A 25,980-nucleotide genomic window follows, 5' to 3' on the forward strand; every position below is an offset into this window, starting at 1 on the left:
CGGTGCATACGTTCACACTGTGCTTCCGTGACGTGATCATGGATCACTGTGCACGGGGCCCGCCGGTGCCGCGCTGTCAACATGATGTCGCCCACTGCCCCCTTCCGTGGACAGATCGTCTCACCGAATGGACTCCCCGCTGAATGCCAGGTTGGGACGGATTAGGCTGCGGGCGTGGCTGAGATCCGGATTCCCGAAGACATCAAGCCCGCCGACGGTCGCTTCGGCGCTGGCCCCTCCAAGGTGCGCACCGAGGCGCTGAGCGCCCTCGCGGCGACCGGCAGTTCCCTGCTGGGCACCTCCCACCGGCAGGCCCCGGTCAAGAACCTGGTCGGCACGGTGCGCGACGGCGTGCGCGACCTGTTCCAGCTCCCCGAGGGCTACGAGGTCGTCCTCGGCAACGGCGGCTCCACCGCCTTCTGGGACGTCGCGACGCACGGCCTGATCGACAACAAGTCCCAGCACCTGTCCTTCGGCGAGTTCTCGTCGAAGTTCGCGAAGGCGGCCAAGCTCGCGCCGTGGCTGGACGAGCCGACGGTGATCTCCTCCGACCCCGGCACCCACCCGGAGGCGCGGGCCGAGGCGGGCGCGGACGTCTACGCCCTCACCCACAACGAGACCTCGACCGGTGTCGCGATGCCCATCCAGCGGGTCGCCGGTGCCGACGAGGGGTCGCTGGTGCTGGTCGACGCCACGTCCGGCGCGGGCGGTCTGCCCGTGGACATCGCCGAGACGGACGTCTACTACTTCGCGCCGCAGAAGTCCTTCGCCTCGGACGGCGGACTGTGGATCGGGATCTTCTCCCCCGCCGCGCTGGAGCGCGCCGCCCGCATCCACGGGTCCGGCCGCCACGTCCCGGAGTTCTTCTCGCTGCCGACCGCGATCGACAACTCGCGGAAGAACCAGACGTACAACACCCCGGCGCTCGCGACGCTCTTCCTGCTCAACGACCAGCTGGAGTGGATCAACGGCCAGGGCGGCCTGGACTGGGCCGTGCGGCGCACCGCCACCTCCTCGCGCACCCTGTACGGGTGGGCCGAGGAGTCCAAGTTCGCCACCCCGTTCGTCACCGACCCGGCCAAGCGGTCGCAGGTCATCGGCACGATCGACTTCAACGAGGAGATCGACGCCGCCGCGATCGCCAAGGTGCTGCGCGCCAACGGGATCGTGGACACCGACCCGTACCGGAAGCTGGGCCGCAACCAGCTGCGGGTGGCGATGTTCCCGGCCGTCGACCCGGCCGACGTCGAGGCGCTGACCGCCTGCGTGGACTACGTGATCGAGCGCCTGTGAGGCGTGCGGTCTGAAGGAGTACGGGCCCGGGGTGTTCCCCCCGGGCCCTTTCCGTGCTGCTGCACGACGGGCGCTACGCCGCTCCTACGACGACGGGCGGCGGCGGACCAGCCGCCGCAGCCCGAGGAACAGCACCAGCGCGCCGCCGAAGGTGAGGGCGGCCTTCATCAGGGTGCGGTTCTTCTCGTCCTCGTCGGCGCTCTGCTTGCCGTCGGGGCGCGAGGAGTACTCCCCGTCCTTCTTCTGCTTCTTCGCGGTCGCGTCCGGCAGCAGCTCCCCGCCGAGGTCCACCGCGGTGACCTTGCTGCTCGGGCCCTCCGTGCCGTACATGAGCGTGCCGCCGTCCGGGGTGAAGGTCACCGACTCGCCCTGGCGCTGGATCGGCAGCCCCGGCTCGTCCTTGAGCTGTCGCGGCTTGCCGTTCGTCCAGCGGTACTCGGAGGCCGCGAAGTAGCCGCGGAGCACCAGGCGGCTGCCGTCCGGGGAGAAGGCGCCGTCGGTGACCTCCATGTCGAGGTCGGCGACCCGGCGGAAGACGTTGGTGCCCTGCGGGGAGAGCGTGGCGGGTGCCTCGTACAGCCCGGGGTCGTCGTCGCTCTTGCTGGCGATGTAGACCCGGCCGGTCTTCGGGTGGACCATCATCGCCTCGGCGTTGCGCGGCCCGCCCTGGTACTGGACGGTGTACTGGGTCGCGGTGACCGTGGTGTCCTTGAGGACCTTGGGCTCGGGGAAGCGGTAGATCCACACATGGGGCCAGGTGCCGCCGAGGTTGTCGCCGATGTCGCCGACGTACACGTTGCCGTCGGGCCCTACCGAGATCGCCTCCACGTCCCGGGGGCGGCCTATGCCGCGCAGGGTGACCCGGGCGACCGTCTTCCCGGTCTTGCTGTCGACGGCGTAGACGTACGGCCCGTCCGAGCTGTCGTTGTGCGTCCAGTAGACCCCGGGGTGGGCCCGGCTCGCGGCGAGCCCGCTGGACTCGGTGATGCGGGGGTCCTCGATCGTGAACGAGGACGGGGACGAGCCGTCGGCCGCCGCGGGAGCGGGGAGGGCGACGGGCAGGGCCGCCAGCACGGCGGCACCGAGGACGTACGGAAGCGGACGCATGGGCCCAAGACTGCCATCCCGGCGGGGTGCGGACGTCGCGTTACGGCCGCCGGGGCACGTTGCCCGGTCCGCCTTCGCTCGCGCCCGCACCCGCCCCTGAATTACAGCCGGATAACGTACGTAAATAATTCGTGGCGGCCGGACCGCCCACGTAACCCGCAGATTATTTGAATCCATCCGGGGATTATTTGCGGCAAGAATTAATCGGTCATCGGCGGCATAGCGGGCGGGGGCATTGCTTTCCATAAAGGCCGCCCCTACGGTCATTACCCATGAGCGAATACAGCCATTCCTCTTCGGCGCAAACCGCGCCTCCGCCGATGTTCCCCGCCGGTAACCCGGGCGGAGGCGCGGCGGCCGCACCGCCGAAGAAGTTCGCGGTGCTCGGAGCGGTCGGTGCAGTCCTCGCAGCGGCCGGGTCCAGTGTGAACTGGGTGGTGTCCACCTCCGACGCGGCCGACGGCGGCGTCAAGGGCATCGACGGCGACGGCATCATCACGCTGATCATCGCCCTGGTCGGAGCGGTGCTCATGCTCGCCGCCCTGGCCACCAAGAAGGGGGTGGTCTACCTGATCGGGGCGGCCACCGGGCTCGCCACGGCGATTGTCCTCGCCATCAACATGGCGTCCCCCGAGCGGCTGCTCGCCCAGAAGCTCCAGGATGAGGAAGGAGTCTCCGCGAAGGTCGCCGAAAAGGCGGCGGAGCAGGCCGCGAAGCTGTACGACCTCACTCCTGGACCCGGAATCTACATCGCTCTCGCCGGTGCGCTGATGATTCTCGTCTTCGGTGTCCTCGGATTCCTGAAGACCCGCGCAAGCCGCTGAGCAACCAGCTCAGCGACCAGCCGGGAGCAACCACCATTCCGGAGATTCCGGTAGCCCGCTTTTTGACCGCGACGGGGGGCCAAAAAGCGGGCCTCCGGGTTTTCCGGCCCGAGGCTGCTCTTGAGGCGCCGCTCTTGAGGGGGCCGCTCTTGATTAGAGCGCACTCCAAGAGATTGGCTGGGTCCATGGAGTACACACAGCTCGGACGTACTGGTCTCAAGGTCAGCCGACTGGTCCTCGGCACCATGAACTTCGGCCCGCAGACCGATGAGGCCGACAGCCACGCCATCATGGATGCCGCGCTCGACGCGGGCATCAACTTCTTCGACACCGCCAATGTGTACGGGTGGGGCGAGAACAAGGGCCGCACCGAGGAGATCGTCGGAAGCTGGTTCGGCAAGGGCGGCGGACGGCGCGAGAAGACCGTCATCGCCACCAAGGTGTACGGCAACATGGCCGCCGACGGCGAGCCCTGGCCCAACACCGACAAGCTCTCCGCGCTCAACATCCGCCGGGCCGTGGACGCGAGCCTCAAGCGGCTGGGCACCGATCACATCGACCTCTACCAGTTCCACCACGTCGACCGCTCGACCCCGTGGGACGAGATCTGGCAGGCCATCGACGTCCTCGTCCAGCAGGGCAAGATCCTCTACGCCGGGTCCTCCAACCACGCGGGCTGGCACATCGCGCAGGCCAACGAGACGGCCCGGCGCCGCAATTCGTACGGCCTGGTCAGCGAGCAGTGCCTGTACAACCTGGCCGAGCGGCGCGCCGAGATGGACGTGATCCCGGCCGCGCAGGCGTACGGCCTCGGCATCATCCCCTGGTCCCCGCTGCACGGCGGGCTGCTCGGCGGCGCGATCCGCAAGGAGCGGGAGGGCGGCGCCGGTGCCCGCACCGCGGGCGGCCGGGCCGCCGACGCGCTGAAGAACACGGCGGTGCGCGAGCAGATCCAGCGTTACGAGGACCTGCTCGACAAGCACGGTCTGGAGCCCGGCGAGGTGGCCCTGGCCTGGCTGCTGACCCGCCCCGGGGTCACCGGTCCCATCGTGGGGCCGCGCACGGCCGAGCAGCTGGCCTCGGCGGTACGGGCGTCCGAGCTGACGCTGAGCGACGAGGTGCTGGGCGCGCTGGACGAGATCTTCCCGGGCCCGGGGCCGACGCCGGAGGCGTTCGCCTGGTAGCCGTACCCGGAGATACGGAGGGGTGTGACCGCGTGCGGTCACACCCCCTGCCTGTTCGCCTGTTCGGGCCCCCGGCGGCTCATCCTCCGAAGGCGGCCGCGACGGCCACCACGACGAGGATCATCACCAGGGCACCACTCATGATCATGTTTCTGGTCTTCGGGTCCACACCCCGAGGTTAGCCGGGCCGCTCAGCCGCCCAGCGGCCAGGCCGCCACCACCTCGTACCGCGGCTGCGCCCCGGGCACCCCGGGGGCCGGAGGACGGCTGTGGACCAGGCTCAGCTCCCGCACCGTCCAGTCGCGGCCCGCGAAGCCGGTGAGGTCCTCGGCGAACGGCGCGAGGCGGGTGGTGGAGCGGTTGCGGGCGACGGTGAGGTGGGGGTGGTACGGGCGCTTCTGGTTCACGTCGATGCCGATGCGCCGGCCGCCCGCGGCCGCGGAGTCGGCGAGCCCCCGCAGGGCGGTGCGGTCGCCCTCGACGCCCGCCCACAGGGCGCGGTCGGAGAACCGGCCGCCGCCCGCCAGCCGCAGCTGATGCGGGTGGTGGCGGTGCGCGGCGCGGGCCAGCCGGGTGTCCAGCTCGGGGCGGACGTCGTCGGTGACCTCCCCGTAGAACGCGAGGGTGAGGTGCCAGCCGGGGCGCTCGGTCCAACGCAGGGTGTCCGCGCCGGGGAGCCGGTGCAGTGCGTCGACCCGGGCCCCCAGCTCGGTGAGGACCGGTTCGGGGGGCAGGACGGCGGCGAAGAGTCTCATCACGCCGCCGGAGCTGGAGCCGGAGCCAGCCGTTCCTCCTGGACCCTCGGCACGAACGCCACCTGCGGGTGGCCACGGCGCCAGGCCACCTTGAGCCGGAGGCCGCCCGCGCGGGCCAGCATCAGGCCCACCGCGACCGCGGCGGCGGCGGAGATCAGGCCGCCGAAGGCGAAGCCGACCCGGGCGCCCCAGGTGTCGGTGACCCAGCCGATGAGCGGGCCGCCGATGGGGGTGCCGCCGACGAAGACCATCATGAACAGGCTCATCACCCGGCCGCGCATCGCGGGGTCGGTGGCGAGCTGGACGCTGGAGTTGGCCGTGACGTTGAAGGTCAGGCTGAAGATCCCGACCGGCACCATCAGCGCGGCGAACAGCCAGAAGTACGGGGTCACCGCGGCCGCCACCTCCAGCACGCCGAACAGCAGGGCCGCCCCGACCAGCAGCCGCCGCCGGGTGGTGACACGGCGGGCGGCGAGCAGGGCGCCGGTGACGGAACCGGCCGCGATCAGGGTGTTGAGCAGGCCGTACGTACCGGGCCCTGCGTGGAAGACATCGTCGGCGAAGGCGCTGAGCCAGATCGGGAAGTTGAAGCCGAAGGTGCCGATGAAGCCGACCAGGACGATCGGCCACAGCAGATCGGGGCGGCTGCCGACGTACCGCAGGCCCTCGCGCAGCTGTCCCTTGCCGCGCGGCGCGCGCTTGACCGGGTGCAGCTCGCTGGTGCGCATCAGCAGCAGGCCGACGAGCGGGGCGCCGAAGGAGAGGCCGTTGATCAGGAAGGCCCAGCCGCTGCCGACGGCGGTGATCAGGACACCGGCGACCGCGGGGCCGATCAGCCGGGCGGACTGGAAGTTCGCGGAGTTGAGGCTGACCGCGTTGCGCAGATCGCGGGGGCCGACCATCTCGTTGACGAAGACCTGACGGGTCGGGTTGTCGACGACGGTGACCATGCCGAGCAGGAACGCGATCAGGTAGACGTGCCAGACCTGGACGTGCCCGCTCAGGGTGAGCGTGGCCAGCGCCAGACCGCACAGCCCGAGCGCGGTCTGGGTGAAGAGCAGCAGCTTCCGCCGCGGGTACCGGTCGGCGATCACGCCGCCGTACAGGCCGAAGAGCAGCATGGGCAGGAACTGGAGCGCGGTGGTGATGCCCACCGCCGTGGAGGAGTGAGTGAGGCTGAGGACCAGCCAGTCCTGGGCGATACGCGACATCCAGGTGCCGGTGTTGGAGATCACGGCACCGGTCGCGAAGAGCCGATAGTTGCGGACCCTGAGTGAACGGAACATTCCGCCCTTGGCGGAGTCCGCCGGGCTACCGGCGGAAGAGTCGGTGTGCGGTGCGGGTGCGGAGTCTGCTCCGGGTCCCGTACTCAAGTTCGTTCGCCTCCAGGCTGCTCGGTGTTCTCCTACATGCGCGCGAGCTTCTCCAGGACGGGCGCGGCGGCGCGCAGCGTCTCCCACTCGTCCTCGGACAGCTGCCCGACCAGTTCGCTCAGCCAGGCGTTGCGCTTGCGCCGGCTCTCTTCGAGCATGGCCTCGGCCCGCTCGGTCGGCGACACCACTTTCTGTCGCCGGTCCTCCTGGTGCGGCTCCAGCCTGACCAGTCCCTTGGCCTCCAGCAGGGCCACGATGCGCGTCATCGACGGCGGCTGCACGTGCTCCTTGCGCGCCAGCTCACCGGGGGTGGCGGAGCCGCACCCGGCGAGGGTGCCCAGCACCGACATCTCCGTGGGGCTCAGCGACTCGTCGACACGCTGATGCTTCAGCCGTCGCGACAGGCGCATCACTGCCGACCGCAGAGCGCTGACCGCGGCCGCGTCATCAAGGGGCTCTTCCGCCGGGGGCGACGGAAGGCGGGACGGATCCGGCATGGTCTTTAGCATAACTCATTACCTCGCCTAATGAAACCTGGAGACGGGTGTCCTCGCTCACTCCCCCATACGGGTGAGGAGACGCACCGGAGCACACGTGATCACACGGGATCACCCGGGGTCACACGACGCCGAGGGCCTGCTCGATCGGGTGCAGCAGGAAGTAGACCAGGAAGCACAGGCCCACGGCGGCCAGCAGCCACGGGATGTCCCTGACCCGCCGGGTCGCGAGGCGCAGCAGCAGGTACGACAGCACGCCGAGGCCGATGCCGTTGGTGATGCTGTACGTGAACGGCATCGCGATCATGGTCAGGAAGGCCGGGACCGCGACCGTGGAGTCGCTCCAGTCGATCTCCTGGACGTTCGCCGCCATGATCATGAAGCCGACGACCACCAGCGCCGGGGTCGCGGCCTGCGACGGGACGACCTTCGCCAGCGGGGTGAAGACCAGCGCGAGCAGGAAGAGGCCGCCGGTCACCACGTTGGCCAGACCGGTGCGCGCGCCCTCCCCGACGCCCGCCGTGGACTCCACGAAGCAGGTGTTGGCCGACGCCGAGCCGAAGCCGCCGCCCGCGACCGCGACGCCGTCCACCATCAGGATCCGGCCCATGCCGGGCAGCTGGCCGCGCTCGTCGGTCAGCCCGGCCTCCTCGCCGACGCCGATGATCGTCCCCATCGCGTCGAAGAAGCCGGACAGCAGGACGGTGAAGACGAAGAGGCAGCCGGTCAGGACGCCGACCTTCTCGAAGCCGCCGAAGAGGCTGACCTGCCCCACGAGCCCGAAGTCCGGGGTCGCCACCAGCGTGTCCGGCACGGTGGGCACGGTCAGGCCCCAGCTCGCGTCGGGGGTGGAGGTGACGGCGTTGATCGCGATCGCGACCAGTGTCATGACCACGATGCCGATCAGGATCGCGCCCCGGGTCTTGCGGACGACCAGCACGAAGGTGAGCGCGAGCCCGACCACGAAGATCAGCACGGGCCAGCCCTGGAGCTTGCCCTCGATGCCGAGGCCCAGCGGAACGGTGGTGTGCGCGGCGTCCGGGTTACGGGTGACGAAGCCGGAGTCGACCAGGCCGATCAGGGCGATGAACAGGCCGATGCCGATCGCGATCGCGCGCCGCAGCCCGCCGGGGATCGCGTCCATCACGCGCTGCCGCAGCCCGGAGGCGACCAGGACCATCAGCACCAGACCGGCGAGGACGACCATGCCCATCGCGTCCGGCCAGCTCATCTTGGGGGCGAGCTGGAGCGAGACGACGGCGTTGATGCCGAGGCCCGCGGCGAGGGCGATCGGCACGTTGCCGATGACGCCCATGAGCAGCGTGGTCAGGCCCGCCATCAGGGCGGTCGCGGTGACCAGCTGGCCGTTGTCCAGATGGTGCTTGTACATGTCCTCGCCCGATCCAAGGATGATCGGGTTCAGCACGATGATGTACGCCATCGCAAAGAACGTGGCCAGGCCGCCGCGGATCTCCCGGGACGGCGAGGAGCCGCGCTCGCTGATCTTGAAGAACCCGTCGACGAAGGACGGGCGGTTCATGGGCGGTGTCGGCGCCTGCTGTGCGGCATCGACCGGCTCGCTGGCCGAGGGAGACATGACGGACCTCAGGTGATGGTGAACTCGTGAAGCGGGCCTCTTGGAGGATCACACAGGACATTCCACCCAGACCCAGAACGGTTCAGTATGAATATATGAATCGCGGATCGCCAAACCGTCCGCTCCGTCCCGGTCCTCCCGCACCCACCGCGCCCGCAAACCCGCGACCAGCACCCCCGTAAGCTGGGACACATGACGAAGTGGACACCCCGGCACGAAGCGCCTGCACCCCTGGAGGGCAATGTCGTCGCCACCATCACCGGCGGCACCATCGTGTGGTTCGTCCTCTTCCTCGCCCAGCTCCCGTTCTACGGCTGGTACGCGGACCACGGTCATCTGTGGTGGCTGTGGACCTGCCTGACCGGCGGCGGCCTCGGGCTGCTGGGCATCTGGTACGTACGGGCGCGGGACGCGGCCATCCAGCGCTCCTCGGAGAGCGACGCCGGATGAACCGCGCCCCGCGGCGCGTGCGTGGCGTGGGTTACTTCACATCCACGTAGTCACCGCCCGCCTTGACCGGCGGGGTGGTGCTGGTGCCCGCGAAGTTCCAGCGGAACCAGCCGTCCTGGGCGGCCTTCACGGTCGTCTTGAGCGCCCCGCCGCTGCCCGACTTCACCGTCTTCACGACGGAGTAGGTGGAGCTGTCCGCCTTCCGGAACTCAAGGTTCACCGGCTGGACGGTGTAGCCCGCGTACGCACCGGTCTCCCAGTTGGCGCGGGTCAGGGCGCCGGTGACCGTGATCGTCTTGCCCTTCTTGACCGGCTCCGGCGTGGCGTCGACGGTCAGCTTCGAGGCGCGCTGCACCGCGAAGGACCCGGCCTTGTCGGCGCTCAGGTAGTCGCCGTCCTTGGCGTCGACCCACACGTTGGCGTACCACCGGCCCGCCACGCTGTTGTCGACGAAGTCGACCTGCGGATCCAGGATGAAGGTCGCCTTGCAGGTCGAGGTGGCCGGGTCGTCGGACGACGTCGCGCACGCGAAGCCGCTCGGGTTCGCGTACCCGTACGACGGGCCTTCCAGGTACATGTCGACGTTCTGGATGCCCGAGTCGTCCTTCGCGGTCAGCGAGACCGTGAACTTCTTGGCGCCCGAGGTACCGAGGACGACGTTGCCCACCGTCACATCGCTGATCGTCGTGTCGCCGGAACCGGCCGCCTGCGCCGCCGGTACGGCGAGCCCCCCGAGGGCTGCCGCGGTCGCGGTGGCGAGCACGGCAAAGGTCATGCGCTTGCGCATCTGTGTTCCCCCACAAGATGAAGCGGCTCCGCCGCGTTGACCTGCGCCGAGAGGGGCGCCGACGCGAACCTGGAGCCGAGTGTGGCGCAACTGTACGATTTTCACCGGCTTTTCACAACATCACTGGGGCTTCACGAAACCTGTTTCTTGAGAGAACGTCACCTCTGGCTGACAACCACTCAGTAACATGCCCGGTATGACCGGTCACCGTTTTCGCTCCGCCGAAATCGACACCAGCAAGCCGCATTCGGCGCGCATGTACGACTACTTCCTGGGCGGCAAGACCCACTACGCGGCCGACACCGAGGCCGCCCGGCAGGTCGAGGCCGTCTGGCCCGACGTCAAGCCGTGGACCCGCGCCAACCGGTCCTTCATGCACCGGGCCACCCACTGGCTCGCCACCGAGGCGGGCGTCCGGCAGTTCCTCGACATCGGGACCGGCATCCCCACCGAGCCCAACCTGCACCAGATAGCCCAGAAGGCCGCCCCGGACGCCCGGGTCCTCTACGCGGACAACGACCCCATCGTGCTGGCCTACGCCCAGGCCCTGCTGCTCTCCTCGCCCGAGGGTCGCACCACCTACATGCACGCCGACATCACCGACCCGCGGTCCATCCTGGACGCCGACGAGCTGCACGACACGCTCGACCTGAGCGAGCCGGTCGCACTGTCGCTCAACGCGGTGATGCACTTCATCGCGAACGAGCAGAAGCCGCACCACATCGTGCGGGAGCTGCTCGAACCCCTGGCCCCCGGCAGCTATCTGGTCCTCTCCCACGGCGGGCTCGACCCCCGCGGCGAGGTCTCCGACGCGGTCACCCGGCTCTACCGGGCCAGCGGCATCCACGTCCAGGGCCGCACCCGCGAGGAGATCCTGGCGTTCTTCGACGGACTGGAGCTGGTCGAACCCGGCGTGGTGATGCCGCACCACTGGCGCCCCGAGAGCGAAGAGGCCAGGGCCGCGGCGGAGGCCCTGGACCTGTGGATCTTCGCGGGCGTGGCCCGCAAACCCTGATGGGTCTCGTCTAGGTCCTGTCCGGCGGATCTTCGTGGATCAGCCCGCGGCGTCTGGTGCGGTGCATCGCAAGGCGGAGGGTCGTCCTCGTACCGGGTCGTACTCGGACGATCCCGACAACGCAGCGAGGTGCCGTGCCAGGCGTCGCGGGCCCGCGAAGATCCGCCGGACAGGGCCTAGTCGAACCAGCGGGCCCGGGCCAGCTCCTCAGTGCGGGTCAGGTCCTCCAGCAGCGCCGCCACCTCGAACCGGCGGGACCAGTGGCCCGCCGCCCAGGACAGGCCCGCCGCCACGCCCTCGACCGTCGAGGCGTGCAGGGTGCCGCCGGTGCCCGCGGGCCCGTCGGCCCCGCCCACGTAGCGCCAGTCCAGCTCGGTGCCGCCCTCGATCAGCAGCTCCTCGTGCTCGACGTACGACAGCGGCGCGTGCGGAAGCAGTTCGCGGACCGCCGCCGGGACCTCGTGCGTCTCACCCTGCGAGGCCACCGGCGCCGGGTACGCCTCGCTCAGCCGCCGCACCTGGAACAGCTCCGCCAGCTCCGCCGCCCGCCCCGGGCGCACCGGCAGCAGGGCGCGGCCGTCCGCCTCGGCCAGCGGCATCAGATCGGGCGCGTCGGCGACCAGCACCCCGTCCGCGTCGACCACCCGCGGCTCGCCGTCCACGACGGCGCGCAGCTCGTCCGGCAGGGTCACCTGCTCGGGGTCGAGGTCCGCCAGCAGGCCGTAGATCGCGTGCAGCTGGGCCGGGGTCACCGGGCGGTCCGGGTCGGACAGCCGCCCCAGCAGCTCGGCCGCGCCGCCCGGCTCGTCCAGCAGCGCCGCCACGGACGTCCGTACGCCGAGCGCCCGCAGCACCTGCTCGTCCTCGAACCCGGCCGCGTCCACCGCCTCGTACAGCCCGGCCAGCAGCGGATCGCCGCCGGCCGCACGCAGCCCGGCAGGGCGGCGGCCGTCCAGCACCGGATGGCCGCGCAGCCACCACGCGGTGTACGAGCGCACCGACTCCGTCGTGCCGTCCGGCAGCAGGACGCGCACCCGCTGGGTCAGGGCGTCCCGCAGCGGCGGCTGGGCCAGCATGGCCAGGGCGCGCGGCCAGGCGTCGTCGTCCACCAGGTCCAGATCGCGCACGGCGACGATCTCGGTGGCCACCGGCGGCACCGGGGTCTCCGGCAGCCGGTCCAGCGCGTCCTCGCACCACACGTCCACGGCGTCCAGCACGCCCACGTCGTCCGGCTCGGCGAAGTCGCCCTCGCGGGGTTCCAGTTCGTCCGGGTCCAGCACCACGTCGGTGGCCCGGACCAGGGTGAAACCGGCCAGCACGCCCACCGCTGACAGCGGCTGCTCACCCCAGCGCTCGGCGAGGTCCGCGTCGCACGCGGCCAGCTCGCCCTCCCGCATCACCTGCTCGAAGGCGCCGCCGGGGAGAACCAGCTCACCGGCGGGCGCCAGCTCCCCGTCCTCGTCCGGCAGCGCGAGCGCGGCCAGCCACGGCTCGTCGCCGGGCGCCAGCCGGGCCTGCTGGACCAGGCCGAGCACGGTGTCGGCCAGGGTGTCCGGGTCCAGCGCGGCGCCGGGCACCGCGCCCTCCTCCGGATACGGGTCGTACTCGTCCTCCGCCTCCAGCGAATGCGCGACCGCGGCCCGCACCTGGGGCGTCCTCAGCACGGCACGCGGGGTGGCGGGCGTCGCACCCAGCTTCTCCAGCAGCGGATGCGCGGCCTCCGGATGCGCGACCTTCAGGCCGAGGCGGGCCAGGGTGCGGTGCGTCTCGCCCGCCGAGCCCTCGCCGCCCTCCTCGACGGGGCTCCCGCCGTCCCCTCCATCTACGTCTCCCGGCAGCGGCAGCAGCACCTGCCGGGGCCCGATCGTCGTCCGGCCGTCCGCCAGCGGCACCGGCAGCCCGCTCAGCCGGTCCGGGTCCGTCCCGGCCAGCGCGTCGTACAGCCGCCGCCACCAGGCCGGGGCGCGCTCGACGCCCGCCAGCCGGTCGATCACCTCGCCCAGCGGTACCCGGGCCACCTCCAGCGCCCGCAGCTCCTGCCGCCGCTCCAGCCCGGCGGGCAGCAGCGTCGGGAACAGCTCGGCCAGCACCTCCACGGTCTCCGCGCCCGCGCCCTCCACGATCTCCGCGTCGCGCGGGCGCAGCGCGTACGGCTCGCCCTCGAAGGTGCCGCGCGCGAGCACCGCGTCGTCCCGGCCGAGCCCGGCGTCCGCGTCCTGCGCCGCCGCCTCCTGCTCGAACGCGTTCGGCGCGGCCGCGCTCGGCAGGAACGGCACCCGCGGCAGCCGCTCCAGCACCCGCGCCCGCAGCTCCCCGTCCAGCTCGCCCTTGCCCAGCAGGCCCGGCACCAGGCCGATCGTGCCCGTCCCCACCGGATGCCAGTCGCGCAGCAGCGTCGCGTACGCCTCGGCCGCGCGCTCCACCAGGAAGTCGGTGAGCGGTCCCGGCGCGGTGTGACGGCGGGTGGGCTCCAGCGGGAACGAGGCGATCAGCAGCGCGGGCAGCCCCAGCGGCTCGTCGGTCGGCGTCGGCGCGTGCACGACCGGCGCCGTCGCGGGCCGCACCGGCGCGCCCTCGGCGTCCACCGGCACCGCCCAGGTCACCGACCACACCGGGCGCAGCCGCTCCTCCACCGGGCGGTCGGCGAGCAGCTCCGCGGCCAGCTCGCCGCTCGCGCGCTCGGTGCGCCAACGCGTCGTACGGCGCCCCTGCGCGCCTTCGTCCTCGATGACCGCGTACGGGCCCTCCTCGGCGCGCCGCAGCGTCCGCACGCCCTCGACCGTCTCCACCACGACCTCGGTCAGCCCCGGCAGGGTCAGCAGCAGCGCGTCGTCCACCGCCGCCAGCAGCCGCTCCGCCACGTCCAGCGCCGCGCCGTCGCGCAGCGGCAGCACCACGACCGTGTCGTACCCCTCGGGCGCACTGCCCTCGGCGGGCAGCGGCAGCCGCAGCAGCGGTACGTGACCGTCACGGCGGCGCAGCTCGTCCGCGAGGCCGGGGCTGCGCAGCGCCGCCTCGTGGGCCAGCTCGCGGGCCTCCGCCAGTGACCAGCGCACCCCGCCGGAGCGGCCCACCACCGCGGGCTCGTCGCTCACCGCGAGCACCGCGGCGAAGCCCACCCCGAACCGGCCCACGGCCCGCCCCGGGTCCTCGTCCCGCTTGGCCGACGCGCGCAGCGTCGACAGCGACTCGGCCCCGGCGGCGTCCAGCGGCGCGCCGGTGTTCGCGGCGACCAGCACGGCCGGTTCGCCGTCCGTCGCCGGGCGCAGCGTCAGCCGCAGCCGCCCGGGCACGCCGACGCGGGCGGCGGCGTCGGCCGCGTTCTGGGCCAGCTCCACGACCAGCCGGTCGCGATGGCCGCCGAGCGCCAGGTCCTCCTCCGCGTTGGCGTCCTCCCGGAACCGTGCGGACGACGCGGCCCAGGCGTCCAGCACGCCGCGCCGCAGCCGCGCGGTCCCGAAGGGATCCGCGTCCTCGGTCGCGCCTCGCACCATCGCCGTGCTGCTCACGTATCGCCTCCGGGTCCATTCCACATTGCTAGACCGCGAACGTACCCCCATCCGGTACACCCACGCGTCCCGCCCTCCCCAGGCGAGGGACAGGGACGGGGCGGGTACGCCCCGCGCGGTGGGGGGGACGCTCGGCGGGCGCGGGCGAATGCCACGGGCGGCCCGGCATGTGGTGGAGCAGGGGCCCGCTGACGCGGATGGTCCGGCCCGGCCGGGCCGCGGGTGGCCGGAGCCACGGGCGCGCCCCGCGCGGCCACGGTTCGGCCCGAGCGACCGGCCACAGGGCACCGCGCCGACGCGGCCCGCGCGGGCGGGGCCGCAGGCGCCGTCGAAGCAGCCCGCGCGGCGGGGTGGCGGGTGCGGCGGCCGCCCGGCCGCCGGGGCTACCCCGCCTGCGGGCCGGGCCTCAGGAGTGGCCCAGTTCCTCCGCCGGGGCGTCCGGCTCCACCGAGCCGCCCGTGCGGTCCGGGTGCAGCGGCATCGGTTCGACGACCGTCTCGTCGACCACCGGCTCGGCCGGGCGCGGGGGCTTGGGCATCACGGCGGCCTCGGAGTGGGCGCCGCAGCCGTACGCGAGGGAGACCACGCGGCCGTCCGCCGGGCTGAACTCATTGGCGCACACGCCGAACGCCTGCTTCAGCGAGCCCGCGAGAGGCATCAGGAAGCCGCAGGTCACGCACGTGCCGGGGGCGGCCTGCGCCATCGAGCTCTTCGCGCCGTACGCATCGTCCCAGCGGTCGGCGGCGACGTGCAGCCCGTAGCGGGAGAGCACCCGGGCGCGGCGCATGCCCAGTTCCTCGGCGAGGCCCGCGATGGAGCCGGTGACGGGCGCGGCGGACTGGGCGGACGGCGGGCCGGGCGTCACGTCGGCCTCCTCCACCGCCGCGAGCTGCTGCATCTCCTCGGAGACGACGGAGTTGGGCGGCGGGGCGTCCTCGCCCGAGTAGCCGGGCTCCAGGCGCAGATCCTCGGCGTCGGTGGGGAGCAGGTCGCCGGGGCCCATGTCGCCGGGGCGGAGCCGCTCGCTCCACGGCACCCACTCGGGGGCGAGGAGCGCGTCGGAGCCGGGGAGCAGCACCGTCTCGGCCAGGGTGACGATCTTCGCGCGGGAGGCGCGGGTTACGGTGACCGCCCAGCGCCAGCCGCGATAGCCCGGTTCGGCGCTCCCGAAGAAGTGGGTGACGACGCGGTCGCCCTCGGCGATCGCCCCCTCGTACTCACCGACCGTCCCCGGGAAGGCCGCCTCGGCCGCCGCCTCGCGGGCGAGTTCGACCGCCTCGGCGCACAGACGGTCGGGGGTACGGCTCCGCATCGCAGCACTCACAGGATCGATTCTCTCTTCCACGCCGTCTCAGCCGTCGTCTGACGAGTGCGCCAGCCGTACGGCCGGACGGCGGGACTGCGGACGGAGCGGACCGTAGGACCGCGTCGACGTCCACACCCGATCCGGCCTCGGGCGCACCTTGTTACGTCCCATTCTGCGGGATGGCGACTCGGCGCATGGCCAGGAACGACCGTGGGTGGCGCGTAACGCACGCTACCTTGTCCGGCCGCGCCGCCCCCACCCCCGTCTCCCGTCCGGCGTTCGTGGACGCACCCGCCGGATGGTCGTTTTCGCTGGCCAGCGGTGCTGTGCGTGGATGAGGGAAGACGACGCCATGGCCGGAAAGCCGTCGTAGGTCTCACGTTGCGGGCAGCTTGGCGGCACCATGGTCGGGTGGCAGGCATGCGGTTCCACGATGGCGGTCCGATCCGACGATCGGGCCGCCTGCTCGGCCGCGCCCTCCACTTGCCGTTCACCGCGGCCGGCCGCGGCATCCGGCGGGCGACGCACGCGCACGGGGCGGGCGAGTCAGGGCTCGGCAAGCTGATCGAGCTGCACGCGGTCAACTCGGCCGGTGACATGCTGATCACGGTCGCGCTCGCCTCGACGGTCTTCTTCTCGGTGCCGACGGACGAGGCGCGCGGCCGGGTCGCCCTCTACCTGGCGATCACCCTGGCCCCGTTCGCCGTACTCGCGCCCGTGGTCGGCCCGCTGCTGGACCGTATCCCGCACGGGCGGCGCGCGGCGATGGCGGGCTCGATGCTCACTCGCGCGCTGCTCGCGCTGACCATGGCGGGCGCGGTGGCGCGCGGCGGCCTCGAACTCTATCCGGCGGCGCTGGGCGTGCTGGTGTCGTCCAAGGCGTACGGGGTCGTCAGATCGGCCGTCGTACCGCGGCTGCTGCCGCCCCGCTTCTCGCTGGTCAAGGCGAACTCCCGGGTGACCCTGGCCGGGCTGCTGGCGACCGGGGCGGCGGCCCCGGTGGGCGCCGGGCTGCATCAGCTGGGGCCCAGCTGGCCGCTGTACGGGGCGTGCGTGATCTTCATCGCCGGGGGCGTCCTGTCGTTCACCCTGCCGCACAAGGTGGATTCGGCGAAGGGCGAGGCCAAGGCGCGGCTGACCTCGGGCGAGCACCACTTCGGGCACCGGACGGCCGGGACCCGGGTGCCACGGCCGAAGGTGGTGACGGTCGCCGACCCCAATCCGGGCCCGAGCCTGGCCTCGAGCCCACCGGCGAACCCCGGCCCGAATCCGGGCCCCGGCAGTGGACGGTTCGGCCGGTGGTTCACCGGGCGCGGCCGGAAGCCCGGGCTCCGGACGGTCGGCCCGTCCGTCCTGCACGCCCTCCAAGCCTGCTGCTCACTCAAGGCCCTGTCAGGATTTCTCACGCTTTACCTCGCCTTCCTGCTGCGCGAGCATCCGGTGGGCGGGCTGTCGCCCGAGTTCTCGCTCGGCCTGGTCGCGGTCGCGGCGGGCGGCGGCAACGCGCTGGGCACGGCGATCGGCGCATGGCTGCGGGAGCGCGGCCCGGAGCGGATCATCGCCGTGGTGCTGACGTCCGCCCTCGGGGTGATCGTCTTCTCGGCGGTGCTGTACGGCGCGGTCACGGTCGCCGTGGTGGCCGCCACCGCGGGCATCTCGCTGGCGCTGGGCAAGCTGTCGCTGGACGCGCTGATCCAGCGGGACGTGCCGGAAGAGGTCCGTACGTCGGCGTTCTCCCGCTCCGAGACCACGCTCCAGATGGCGTGGGTGGTCGGCGGCGCGGTGGGCATCTCGCTGCCGCTGAGCGGGGTGGTGGGCATGTCCGCCGCCGCGACGATGATCGCGCTGGGCGTGGCCCTGAGCGTACGGGGACTGCTGTCCGCCGCCCGGCACACCGCCGCGCACCCCCGGGTGGCGTGACGGACGCTCGGCTCGCCGTCATGCCCGCGGGGGCGCGTCCCGGCACCGCGATCCACCACCCCGGCGCCGGGCGGCCGGGAGGGCCCGATAGCCTGCCCGCATGACCGCTGCGCTGTTTTCCAGGGGCAAGGGCCGCAGGGCCACCACCGCCACCTGCGCCGTTGCCCTCGGGCTCATCGCCCTCTCCGCCTGCGACAAGCCGACTCCGCTCGCGACGGTGACGGTCGGTTCGAGCACCGTGACGGCGGAGGCGAGCAAGGGCTGCTTCGGCGACGGGAAGAACCTCGGCTCGGCCACGTTCAAGAAGTGCCTGTCCGCCAAGCCCTCCCACACCATCAAGGTGGGCGCCGGGGACAAGGTGCGGATCGGCGTGGACCCGGAGATCGCCGACTCCAGCTGGGGCCTGATCGCCAACAACCCGGTCATGGCCGAGGCGAGCAAGGAGACGTACCGCAGCTTCGACAGCGACCAGCTCTTCGCGCAGCAGAACCCGCAGACCGGGCAGACCACCATGTCGAAGAGCGTCACCATCACCGTCGCCCAGCTCGGCGACGGCTCGCAGGGCGTGAAGGGCATCTGGCGCTTCAAGCTGGAACGGGACAGCTGACATCACGTGACGTCGCGTGACGTCACCGCGCCCGACAGCCGGGAGGCGCTGATGCGCGTACTGATCGTCACCGCCGTCCCCGCGGAACGGGACGCGGTGATCCGCGGATGCGGTGCGGCGGGCGCCGTGCCCACCGAAGTCGCCGTGCCCGGCGGGGTGCTGCACCGGCTGCGGCCGGGCGGCCCCGACGGGCCGCCGCTCACCGTCGACGTGCTGGCGGCCGGGGTCGGACCGGCGGCCGCGGCGGCCGGGACCGCCACCGCGCTGACCGTCGCCGTCACCCAAGGCGCCCCGTACGACCTCGCCGTATCGGCCGGTATCGGCGGCGGCTTCGCGCCGCACGCCCCGCTGGGCTCCGTCGTGGTCGCCGACGCCGTCGTCGCCGCCGATCTGGGCGCCGAAACCCCCGACGGCTTCGCCGCCGTCACCGACCTCGGCTTCGGCACCATCGAACACCGCCCGCCGCCCGCCCTCGTCACCGCCGTCACCGCCGTCGCCGGGGCGATCGGGGCAACCGGAACCACCGGCGCCGTACGCGGCACCGTGCTCACCGTGTCGACCGTGACCGGCAGTGCCGAGCGGGCCGCCGCGCTGCTGCGGCGCCATCCGCGGGCCGTCGCCGAGGCGATGGAGGGCTTCGGGGTGGCCGAGGCGGCCGCCGCCCAGGCCGTCCCCGTACTGGAGATGCGGGCCGTCTCCAACGCGGTCGGCCCGCGCGACCGGGCCGCCTGGCGCATCGGCGAGGCGCTGGACGCCCTGGCGGAGGCGTTCGAGCGGGCCGTACCCGCCCTCGCGGCCCCTGCCCCGGAGACAGACCTGAAAGGAAGCCAGCCGTGACCCCGTCGGCCGCACAGCCGCTCACGATCGCCTACTCGCCCTGCCCGAACGACACCTTCGTCTTCGACGCCTGGGCCCACGGCCGCATCCCGGGCGCGCCCGCGCCGGAGGTCACGTTCGCCGACATCGACATCACCAACGGGATGGCCGAGCGCGGCGAGTCCGACGTGCTGAAGGTGTCGTACGCGGTGCTGCCCTGGGTGCTGGACGAGTACGCGCTGCTGCCGTGCGGCGGCGCGCTCGGGCGCGGCTGCGGTCCGCTCGTGCTCACCCGGGAGCCGGGCGCGGCGAAGGACCTCGCGGGGAAGACGGTCGCGGTGCCGAGCGAGCGTTCGACCGCGTATCTGCTCTTCCGGCTGTGGGCCGCCGCCGAGGTGCCGGGCGGGGTCGGGGAGATCCGGGTGCTGCCGTTCCACGAGATCATGCCCGCGGTACGGGACGGTCTGGTCGACGCCGGACTCGTCATCCACGAGGCCCGGTTCACCTATCAGAATTACGGCCTGCACTGCCTCGCCGACATGGGCGAGCACTGGGAGCTGACCACCGGACTGCCCATCCCGCTCGGCGCGATCATCGCCAAGCGCTCGCTGGGCGCGGAGCGGCTGCGCGAACTGGCCGGGACGATCCGTACGTCGGTCCGGATGGCCTGGGACGACCCGGAGGCGTCGCGTCCGTACGTCCTGGAGCACGCCCAGGAGATGGACCCGCGCGTCGCGGACCAGCACATCGGGCTGTACGTGAACGAGTTCACCGCGGATCTCGGCGAGGACGGCTACGCGGCGGTGCGCGGGCTGCTCACCCGCGCGGCGGCCGAGGGACTGGTACCGCCCCTCGGCCCGAACGCACTGGAATTCGCCTAATTCCGTTCGCTTTTACGTTCGTTTATCGGCGCTGCTCGGCGCTTCCCGACGCTTACCGGCGCGCAGCACGTGCCTCATACATCGAGCTGGTCGGCAACCGCCCGCAGCATCCCCGCGATCTTGTGGCCGTGCGCCTTGTCGGGATAACGCCCGCGCTCCAGCTGCTGCGTCACGCTCTCCAGCAGAGTGGTCAGATCCTGGACGATCGACGCCAGCTCGTCCGGCTTGCGCCGCTGCGCGGCCGCCACGGACGGTGCCGGATCGAGAAGCGTCACCGAAAGCGCCTGGTCACCGCGGTTTCCGGCCACGACGCCGAATTCAACGCGCTGCCCCGGCTTCAGCGAATCCACGCCTTCCGGAAGCACCGAGGAGTGCACGAAGACGTCACCGCCGTCATCGCGGGAGAGAAAGCCAAAGCCCTTCTCACTGTTGAACCACTTGACCTTGCCGGTAGGCACGTCTGTCCTCGTCCTCGTCGCTCGTCGGAAAACACGGAAAAAAGCTCTGGATAGCACTACAGCGGGTCGTAAGACCCGCCACCACCAAGGCTAATGGTCCCGAGCCTGGTGACAAGACGTACCCGGGTGGTTCCGGGTGGTTGGTATGCGCGCTCTGGCACGGATCTACCCTGGTGCGGTGAGCAACGAAACCCCGCACCACGGAACCGGTGACACCGCCCCCGGCGACCGTCTCGTACGCATCGGCGTGATCGTCTTCGCCGTCGGCGCGGTCGCCACCCTCGCGACCGTCGCGCCCCTGTTCCTGGGCGCCGATCCGCTGCCGTCGGTGGCGTACTTCGTGTGCATGCTGATGGGCGTCGGCTTCGCGCTCGCGGCGGCCGGGATGCTGCGCGGGATCGCGGCGCAGCGGCGCGAGGCCGCCCGGGTCGTAGAGGCCGCCCGGGTCGTGCACGACAAGCCGTAGCGGGGCATCAGCCCCGCCCCGCGCGGACGCTACGCCGCGATGTGGCCCTCCAGCCACGCCGGGAACCCGGTCAGATCGTCGAGCACGACGTCCGCCCCCGCCTCGCGCAGCTCCTCCACGGCACACGGCCCGGTGGCGACCGCCACCGACAGCGCCTCCGCCGTCCGGGCGCCCCGTACGTCGCCGGTGTGGTCCCCGACGTACACCGACGCCCCGTACTCGCGCAGCGCCTCCGCCTTGGCCTCCGCCCAGAGCCAGCCGATGACCGCGTCCGCCTCGATGCCCAGGTGGCTGAGGTGCAGCTCGGCGTTCGGCTCGTGCTTCGCCGTGACGACGATGGCGCGGCCGCCCGCCCGCTGCACCGCCGCTATCGCCTCCCGGGCGCCGCGCATGGCGAGGGTCGGGGCGATCGCGAACTCCGGGTACAGCGACCGGTACAGGTCACCCATCTCCTGGATCCGCTCGTCCGGGAACCAGTGCGCCAGCTCCTGCTCCAGCGGCGGGCCGAGCCGGGTGATGGCGAGTTCGGCGTCGATGGGGGCTCCGGTCCGGGCGGACAACTCCTCGTAGGCGGCCTTGATGCCGGGGCGCGAGTCGATGAGGGTCATGTCGAGGTCGAAGCCGACGGTCAGGGTGGGGGTGCTCGGTGCGAGGTGCGAAGCCATGCCCGTCATTGTGCCTGGCCCATGCATACACTAAGCGTCGCCTTACCTGCGTCGACCTCACGCGCGAGAACCGAACGATCGAACGGAAGCGATGTCTGCCGACCGGACCAGCCGAAGTCCCAGAGCCGCATTGGTCCGGCGCCGCATCGTGTGGACGGCCGCGGCCGTCGTCGCCCTCCTCTTCGCGGTGCTGCTCAGCCTCGCCCTCGGCAGCCGCCAGATCGCGCCCAGTCAGGTGCTGGACGCGCTGCTGCACGGGGGCACGAGCGACGCCGCCGACATCGTGCGGTCGCTGCGGCTGCCGCGCACGGTCGTCGGCCTGATGGTCGGCGCGGCGCTCGCCATGGCGGGCACCGTGATGCAGGGCGTCACCCGCAACCCGATCGCCGACCCCGGTGTGCTCGGCGTCAGCCAGGGCGCCTCGGTGGGGGTCGTGCTCGCGATCGCCTTCGCCGGGGTGCACACGCTCACCGGGTACGTGTGGTTCGCCTTCGCGGGCGCGGGCCTCGCCTCCATCGCCGTCTACGCCATCGCCTCCGGCGGCCGGGGCGGGGCGAGCCCGGTCAAGCTCGCGCTCGCCGGGGCCGCCGTCAACGCCCTGCTGGTGTCGATCACCTCGGGCGTGCTGACGACGAAGGCCGCCGCGCTGGACGAGTTCCGGTTCTGGCAGATCGGCTCGCTCGCGGGGCGCGACGCCGAGATCGTCGGCCAGATCTGGCCGTTCCTGCTGGTGGGCACGGTGCTGGTGGCCGCGGCCGCCCGCGGCCTGGACGCGCTGGCGCTCGGCGAGGACGTCGCGAAGGGGCTCGGCCAGAACATCGCGGTCGTACGGGTCCTCGCGGGCCTCGGCGCGACGGTCCTCACCGGCGTCGGCGTCGCCGCCGCGGGCCCGATCGCGTTCGTCGGCCTCGCCGTCCCGCACCTCGCTCGCGGGGTCGTGGGGACGGACCACCGCTGGGTCCTCCCGATGGCCGCCCTGATCGGCCCGGTGATGCTGCTGATATCGGACGTGGTGGGCCGACTCGTCTTCCCGCCGAGCGAGGTCCCGGCGGGCGTCATGACGGCCCTGATCGGCGTTCCGTTCCTGGTCACGCTGGTGCGGCGCAGGACGGTGACGGCATGAGCCGGGCCAATACCAGCATCGTGGAAAAGACCGCCCGCCCCTTCGGCTACGGCCTCCTCCGCACCGGCCGCCGCGCCTCGTTCCTGCTGCACCGCCGGGCGGCCGTCGTCGCCCTCGCGCTGGCCGTCGCCACGGCGGCCGTGTCCGTCGCGTACCTGTGCCTCGGCGAAAGCCTCATCGCGCCCGCCGATGCCGTACGGGCCGTCCTGCACACCCAGTACGGCATCGGGCAGCCCACCCCGAACGACCTGGTCGTCGGCACCCTCCGGCTCCCCCGTATGACCCTCGGCCTGCTGGTCGGCGCCGCCTTCGGCATCGCGGGCGCGCTCATCCAGACCGTGGCCCGCAACCCGCTCGCCAGCCCCGACATCATCGGCGTCACCCAGGGCGCGAGCGCGGTCACCGTCGGGGCGATGACGTACGGCGTGACGGCGTTCAGCCTGCTGCCGTACGTCTCCGTCGCGGGCGGCCTGGCCGCCGCCGCCCTCGTCTACGTGTTCGCCTGGCGCGGCGGGCTCCAGGCGACCCGCTTCGTCCTCATCGGCATCGGGTTCGCCGTCGCGCTCCGCTCCATCACCCAGCTCTTCCTCACCAAGGGCGACTACCTCGTCGCCCAGCAGGCCAAGGTGTGGATGACCGGTTCCCTCAACGGGCGCGGCTGGGAGGAGGCCATCCCGCTCGGCTGGGCGCTGCTGTTGCTGCTGCCCGCCGTGCTGTGGGCGGCGCGGGCGCAGCGCACCGTCTCGATGGACGACGACACGGCGACCGCGCTGGGCGTACGGCTCGGCCGGGTACGGCTCGGTCTCGCGACCCTGGGCATCGTCCTCGCCGCGATGGCGACGGGCGCGGCGGGCCCGGTCGACTTCGTGGCGCTGCTCGCCCCGCAGATCGCCCGCCGGATGACCCGTACCGCGCAGATCCCGCTCCTGTGCTCGGCGCTGACCGGCGCGTTCATCGTCGTCGCCGCCGATCTGCTGGCGCGCAAGCTGTTCGCGCCGACCGAACTGCCGGTGGGGGTGCTGACCGCAGCGGTCGGCGCCCCGTATCTGATCTACCTGCTGCTGACGTCCGGCGGACGCGGACGCGGCAGCCGCAACGGAGGCACCACGGCATGACCGCATCCCCCACCGCTTCCCGCGCCGCTTCCGAAGCCGCCGCCGGTCGGCTCGCGGCCCGCGAACTGACCCTCGCCTACGAGGACCGGACCGTCGTGGACGGCCTCGACCTGGTGATACCCGACGGCGAGGTCACGGTCATCGTCGGCCCCAACGCCTGCGGCAAGTCCACCCTGCTGCGCGCCCTCGGCCGCCTCCTCAAGCCGCGCGGCGGCGCCGTCCTCCTCGACGGGACGGACCTCGCCCGCATTCCCACCAAGAAGATCGCCCAGTCGGTCGGGCTCCTCCCGCAGACCCCGGTCGCGCCCGACGCGATCACCGTCGCCGACCTCGTCTCCCGCGGCCGCCAACCGCATCAGCACTGGTGGCAGCAGTGGTCCGACGAGGACGAGCGCGCGGTCGGCGACGCGATGGAGCGTACAGACGTGACGGCGCTCGCCGACCGGCTGGTCGACGAGCTGTCCGGCGGCCAGCGGCAGCGCGTCTGGATCGCGATGGCGCTCGCGCAGGAGACCGGACTGCTCCTGCTGGACGAGCCGACGACCTATCTGGACATCGCCCACCAGGTGGAGGTGCTGGACCTGGTCCGCCAGCTCAACCACGAGCGCGGCCGCACGGTGGTGGCCGTCCTGCACGACCTCAACCAGGCTGCGCGGTACGCGGACCACCTGATCGCGATGAAGGAGGGGCGCATCGTCGCGCGCGGGCGCCCGTCGGAGGTGGTCACGGCGGAGCTGGTGCGGGAGGTGTTCGGGCTGGAGTCGGTCGTCGTACCGGACCCGGTGACGGGCAGCCCCCTCGTCGTCCCGGGCGCGCCGTGGCAGGCGGGACGTACGGCGGAGACGGAGGACACGGCGGTGGAGAATTCGGCGGGCAACGACGCGTCGCTGACGGCGGAACGCCGCTAGCCGCTCCGGCCGCGGCGGCGGGCCCGCCACACCAGGAAGAGCACCGTGGCGACGGCCGCGCCGCGCACGACCACCGGCCAGGTCTCGGTGAGCACGTCCTTCATCCCGTTCTCCGGGATCCGGTCGCCCCACTTGTCGTTGATCCGGCCCCACAGCCAGACCATCGCCCCGGCCGCCACCAGTCCTGGCATGCCCAGCACCGCCCACTTCGCCTCGGCGCGGGACAGCTTGCCGGAGGCGTACGTGAGCACCCAGCCGAACGCGAGCAGCACGATGTTGCCCAGCACGGCGCCCGCGACGAGCAGCCCGATCGCAAGCAGCAGCACCGGGCTGAGCCCCGCCACCCAACCCGCCCGGGCGGCCTCCGCCTCGGCGGACTTGCCGGGGCCGAACACGGCGCGGCGCAGCACCCCGCGCCGACGCGCCGAGCCCTCCTTCGCGCCGGTGTCCGCTTCGGCCCCCTCCGCCGCCGCCCGCTCCTCGGTCTCCCGCTTCTCCCGCTCCTGCCGCTCCCGCTGTTCCTGCTGCTCCTGCTCGACCGTCTTGCCGCTGCCGAGCAGTTCGGGCAGCTCGATGCCGCCGACGAAGCCCTCGACGAAGCCGAGCTGGCCGTCCGGGTGCTCGGGCTGGGCGAACGGGCCCGGCTCCACGTGCCACCAGTCGGGGTTCGACTCGCGCGGGCCCAACTCGTCCGGACTCGCCAGATGGGGCGGCGACGCGGCGGTAGACGAACGGCCGGGGGTCTTCTTGGCCGTCTCGGGCGCCTCGGGGGTCACGGGCATGTGCTTGGCGAGGGAGACGGGGGTGTCGTCCCCCGTACCGCCCGCGCTGTTGGGGTCGCGCGGCGAGGGCACCTTGTTGCTGAGCCCGGTGCGTGCGGCGAGCCCGGCCAGCTTGTCGCGCGCCGCTCGCGCCGCGCCCGAGGTCCGCGTACCTCCGCTGCCCTGCTCGGCACCGGAGCCGCCGGAGCTGCCCGAGCCGCCCTGCGGGGCGTCATCCCCGGCGGGCGCCCGGCCGCCCGCCGACGCGACCACCTCGGCGGGCGTGCCCAGCTTGGCCAGAATCCGCTTCACACCGGCCGGGCTGTCCGTACCGCCCGTCGACCGCCGGTGGTCGATGTCGGCCCGCAGCCCGGAGACCAGCCGCATCCGTTCACCGGACGGCAGACCCTGCTGCTGAGCCAGGTCCCCGACGCGGCTCAGATAGTCGTAGACGAGCTTTTCGCTCTCGATCCCCACCAAGACCCCTGAGAAATGCGCATGGTCGGCGTGCCAGACGGCACCGACGGTACCGTGCGGAGGCCGGATTCCGCCGCACCCCCGGG

General features: G+C 72.5%; 24 protein-coding genes. 13 read left to right on the top strand and 11 right to left on the bottom strand.

The window, feature by feature from the left end:
- Positions 1-174: 174 nt before the first annotated feature.
- A complete protein-coding gene (serC, locus tag ACH4TL_RS25150) occupies positions 175-1,293 on the top strand; it encodes a phosphoserine transaminase (protein ID WP_398319187.1) in 1,119 nt (372 codons plus the stop codon).
- A gap of 84 nt (positions 1,294-1,377) precedes the next feature.
- Here the strand turns inward: serC and ACH4TL_RS25155 are convergent, their stop codons facing one another.
- The gene (locus ACH4TL_RS25155) at positions 1,378-2,400 is read right to left on the bottom strand and encodes a hypothetical protein (RefSeq protein WP_398319184.1); all 1,023 of its coding nucleotides are present in this window, start codon (positions 2,398-2,400) and stop codon (positions 1,378-1,380) included.
- A 272-nt stretch (positions 2,401-2,672) separates the two neighbouring features.
- Between ACH4TL_RS25155 and ACH4TL_RS25160 the strand changes: the two genes are divergently transcribed.
- Both ACH4TL_RS25160 and ACH4TL_RS25165 read left to right on the top strand, forming a co-directional pair.
- Positions 2,673-3,224, top strand: coding sequence for a hypothetical protein (locus ACH4TL_RS25160; protein ID WP_398319181.1), 552 nt, complete (start codon positions 2,673-2,675; stop codon positions 3,222-3,224).
- Positions 3,225-3,409: 185 nt separating this feature from the next.
- On the top strand, positions 3,410-4,408 hold the full coding sequence (locus tag ACH4TL_RS25165) for an aldo/keto reductase (RefSeq protein WP_398319178.1): 999 nt from the start codon (positions 3,410-3,412) through the stop codon (positions 4,406-4,408).
- Positions 4,409-4,599: 191 nt separating this feature from the next.
- Here ACH4TL_RS25165 and thpR read toward each other — a convergent pair whose 3' ends face one another.
- From thpR to ACH4TL_RS25185, 4 genes are all read right to left on the bottom strand, one after another.
- On the bottom strand, positions 4,600-5,163 hold the full coding sequence (gene thpR / locus ACH4TL_RS25170) for an RNA 2',3'-cyclic phosphodiesterase (protein WP_398319175.1): 564 nt from the start codon (positions 5,161-5,163) through the stop codon (positions 4,600-4,602).
- Positions 5,163-6,536: an MFS transporter gene (locus tag ACH4TL_RS25175; protein WP_398319172.1), complete on the bottom strand. Its 1,374-nt coding sequence runs from the start codon at positions 6,534-6,536 to the stop codon at positions 5,163-5,165. The genes thpR and ACH4TL_RS25175 overlap by 1 nt, the downstream gene beginning before the upstream one ends.
- Positions 6,537-6,568: 32 nt before the next feature.
- Positions 6,569-7,033, bottom strand: coding sequence for a MarR family winged helix-turn-helix transcriptional regulator (locus ACH4TL_RS25180; protein ID WP_398319169.1), 465 nt, complete (start codon positions 7,031-7,033; stop codon positions 6,569-6,571).
- A 121-nt stretch (positions 7,034-7,154) separates the two neighbouring features.
- Positions 7,155-8,630, bottom strand: coding sequence for an NCS2 family permease (locus ACH4TL_RS25185; protein ID WP_398319166.1), 1,476 nt, complete (start codon positions 8,628-8,630; stop codon positions 7,155-7,157).
- 192 nt (positions 8,631-8,822) lie between these two features.
- Between ACH4TL_RS25185 and ACH4TL_RS25190 the strand changes: the two genes are divergently transcribed.
- Complete coding sequence (locus ACH4TL_RS25190; protein ID WP_398319164.1) at positions 8,823-9,080, top strand: DUF2530 domain-containing protein; 258 nt, start codon at positions 8,823-8,825, stop codon at positions 9,078-9,080.
- Positions 9,081-9,111: 31 nt separating this feature from the next.
- Here the strand turns inward: ACH4TL_RS25190 and ACH4TL_RS25195 are convergent, their stop codons facing one another.
- A complete protein-coding gene (locus tag ACH4TL_RS25195; protein WP_398319162.1) occupies positions 9,112-9,867 on the bottom strand; it encodes a calcium-binding protein in 756 nt (251 codons plus the stop codon).
- Between the two features lie 196 nt (positions 9,868-10,063).
- Here ACH4TL_RS25195 and ACH4TL_RS25200 point away from each other — a divergent pair, with 196 nt between their 5' ends.
- Positions 10,064-10,882 carry an SAM-dependent methyltransferase gene (locus ACH4TL_RS25200; protein ID WP_398319159.1) on the top strand — a complete coding sequence of 273 codons (819 nt, stop codon included), beginning with the start codon at positions 10,064-10,066 and terminating at the stop codon, positions 10,880-10,882.
- A 176-nt stretch (positions 10,883-11,058) separates the two neighbouring features.
- On the opposite strand, the gene ACH4TL_RS25205 is transcribed toward ACH4TL_RS25200, so the two are convergent.
- Both ACH4TL_RS25205 and ACH4TL_RS25210 read right to left on the bottom strand, forming a co-directional pair.
- Positions 11,059-14,376 (bottom strand): sacsin N-terminal ATP-binding-like domain-containing protein, encoded by a 3,318-nt coding sequence (locus ACH4TL_RS25205; RefSeq protein ID WP_398319707.1) that lies wholly within the window; start codon positions 14,374-14,376, stop codon positions 11,059-11,061.
- A gap of 421 nt (positions 14,377-14,797) precedes the next feature.
- Complete coding sequence (locus ACH4TL_RS25210) at positions 14,798-15,715, bottom strand: DUF3027 domain-containing protein (RefSeq protein WP_398319156.1); 918 nt, start codon at positions 15,713-15,715, stop codon at positions 14,798-14,800.
- Between the two features lie 393 nt (positions 15,716-16,108).
- On the opposite strand from ACH4TL_RS25210, the gene ACH4TL_RS25215 reads away from it, so the two are divergent.
- From ACH4TL_RS25215 to ACH4TL_RS25230, 4 genes are all read left to right on the top strand, one after another.
- Complete coding sequence (locus ACH4TL_RS25215; RefSeq protein ID WP_398319153.1) at positions 16,109-17,617, top strand: MFS transporter; 1,509 nt, start codon at positions 16,109-16,111, stop codon at positions 17,615-17,617.
- A gap of 100 nt (positions 17,618-17,717) precedes the next feature.
- Positions 17,718-18,224 (top strand): hypothetical protein, encoded by a 507-nt coding sequence (locus tag ACH4TL_RS25220; RefSeq protein ID WP_398319150.1) that lies wholly within the window; start codon positions 17,718-17,720, stop codon positions 18,222-18,224.
- 51 nt (positions 18,225-18,275) lie between these two features.
- Complete coding sequence (locus ACH4TL_RS25225) at positions 18,276-19,061, top strand: futalosine hydrolase (RefSeq protein ID WP_398319704.1); 786 nt, start codon at positions 18,276-18,278, stop codon at positions 19,059-19,061.
- Positions 19,058-19,921: a 1,4-dihydroxy-6-naphthoate synthase gene (locus ACH4TL_RS25230; RefSeq protein ID WP_398319147.1), complete on the top strand. Its 864-nt coding sequence runs from the start codon at positions 19,058-19,060 to the stop codon at positions 19,919-19,921. The genes ACH4TL_RS25225 and ACH4TL_RS25230 overlap by 4 nt, the downstream gene beginning before the upstream one ends.
- 74 nt (positions 19,922-19,995) lie before the next feature.
- Here ACH4TL_RS25230 and ACH4TL_RS25235 read toward each other — a convergent pair whose 3' ends face one another.
- Complete coding sequence (locus ACH4TL_RS25235) at positions 19,996-20,379, bottom strand: cold-shock protein (RefSeq protein WP_398302816.1); 384 nt, start codon at positions 20,377-20,379, stop codon at positions 19,996-19,998.
- Between the two features lie 178 nt (positions 20,380-20,557).
- Between ACH4TL_RS25235 and ACH4TL_RS25240 the strand changes: the two genes are divergently transcribed.
- Entirely contained in the window at positions 20,558-20,845 is a 288-nt protein-coding gene (locus tag ACH4TL_RS25240; RefSeq protein WP_398319144.1) for a hypothetical protein, read from the top strand.
- A 29-nt stretch (positions 20,846-20,874) separates the two neighbouring features.
- Here ACH4TL_RS25240 and ACH4TL_RS25245 read toward each other — a convergent pair whose 3' ends face one another.
- Positions 20,875-21,519, bottom strand: coding sequence for an HAD family hydrolase (locus ACH4TL_RS25245; RefSeq protein ID WP_398319141.1), 645 nt, complete (start codon positions 21,517-21,519; stop codon positions 20,875-20,877).
- A gap of 82 nt (positions 21,520-21,601) precedes the next feature.
- Between ACH4TL_RS25245 and ACH4TL_RS25250 the strand changes: the two genes are divergently transcribed.
- Genes ACH4TL_RS25250 through ACH4TL_RS25260 form a run of 3 tightly spaced genes read left to right on the top strand, consistent with a single transcriptional unit; the run spans position 21,602 to position 24,656 of the window.
- On the top strand, positions 21,602-22,633 hold the full coding sequence (locus ACH4TL_RS25250) for a FecCD family ABC transporter permease (protein ID WP_398319138.1): 1,032 nt from the start codon (positions 21,602-21,604) through the stop codon (positions 22,631-22,633).
- The gene (locus ACH4TL_RS25255; protein ID WP_398319135.1) at positions 22,630-23,748 is read left to right on the top strand and encodes a FecCD family ABC transporter permease; all 1,119 of its coding nucleotides are present in this window, start codon (positions 22,630-22,632) and stop codon (positions 23,746-23,748) included. Before ACH4TL_RS25250 ends, ACH4TL_RS25255 begins: the two co-directional genes overlap by 4 nt.
- The gene (locus ACH4TL_RS25260) at positions 23,745-24,656 is read left to right on the top strand and encodes an ABC transporter ATP-binding protein (RefSeq protein WP_398319132.1); all 912 of its coding nucleotides are present in this window, start codon (positions 23,745-23,747) and stop codon (positions 24,654-24,656) included. Before ACH4TL_RS25255 ends, ACH4TL_RS25260 begins: the two co-directional genes overlap by 4 nt.
- On the opposite strand, the gene ACH4TL_RS25265 is transcribed toward ACH4TL_RS25260, so the two are convergent.
- Complete coding sequence (locus tag ACH4TL_RS25265) at positions 24,653-25,894, bottom strand: hypothetical protein (RefSeq protein WP_398319129.1); 1,242 nt, start codon at positions 25,892-25,894, stop codon at positions 24,653-24,655. The genes ACH4TL_RS25260 and ACH4TL_RS25265 overlap by 4 nt on opposite strands.
- Positions 25,895-25,980: the final 86 nt, after the last annotated feature.

Origin of the sequence: Streptomyces sp. NPDC021115 (assembly GCF_044333065.1) — a bacterium.
Taxonomy (GTDB): domain Bacteria; phylum Actinomycetota; class Actinomycetes; order Streptomycetales; family Streptomycetaceae; genus Streptomyces.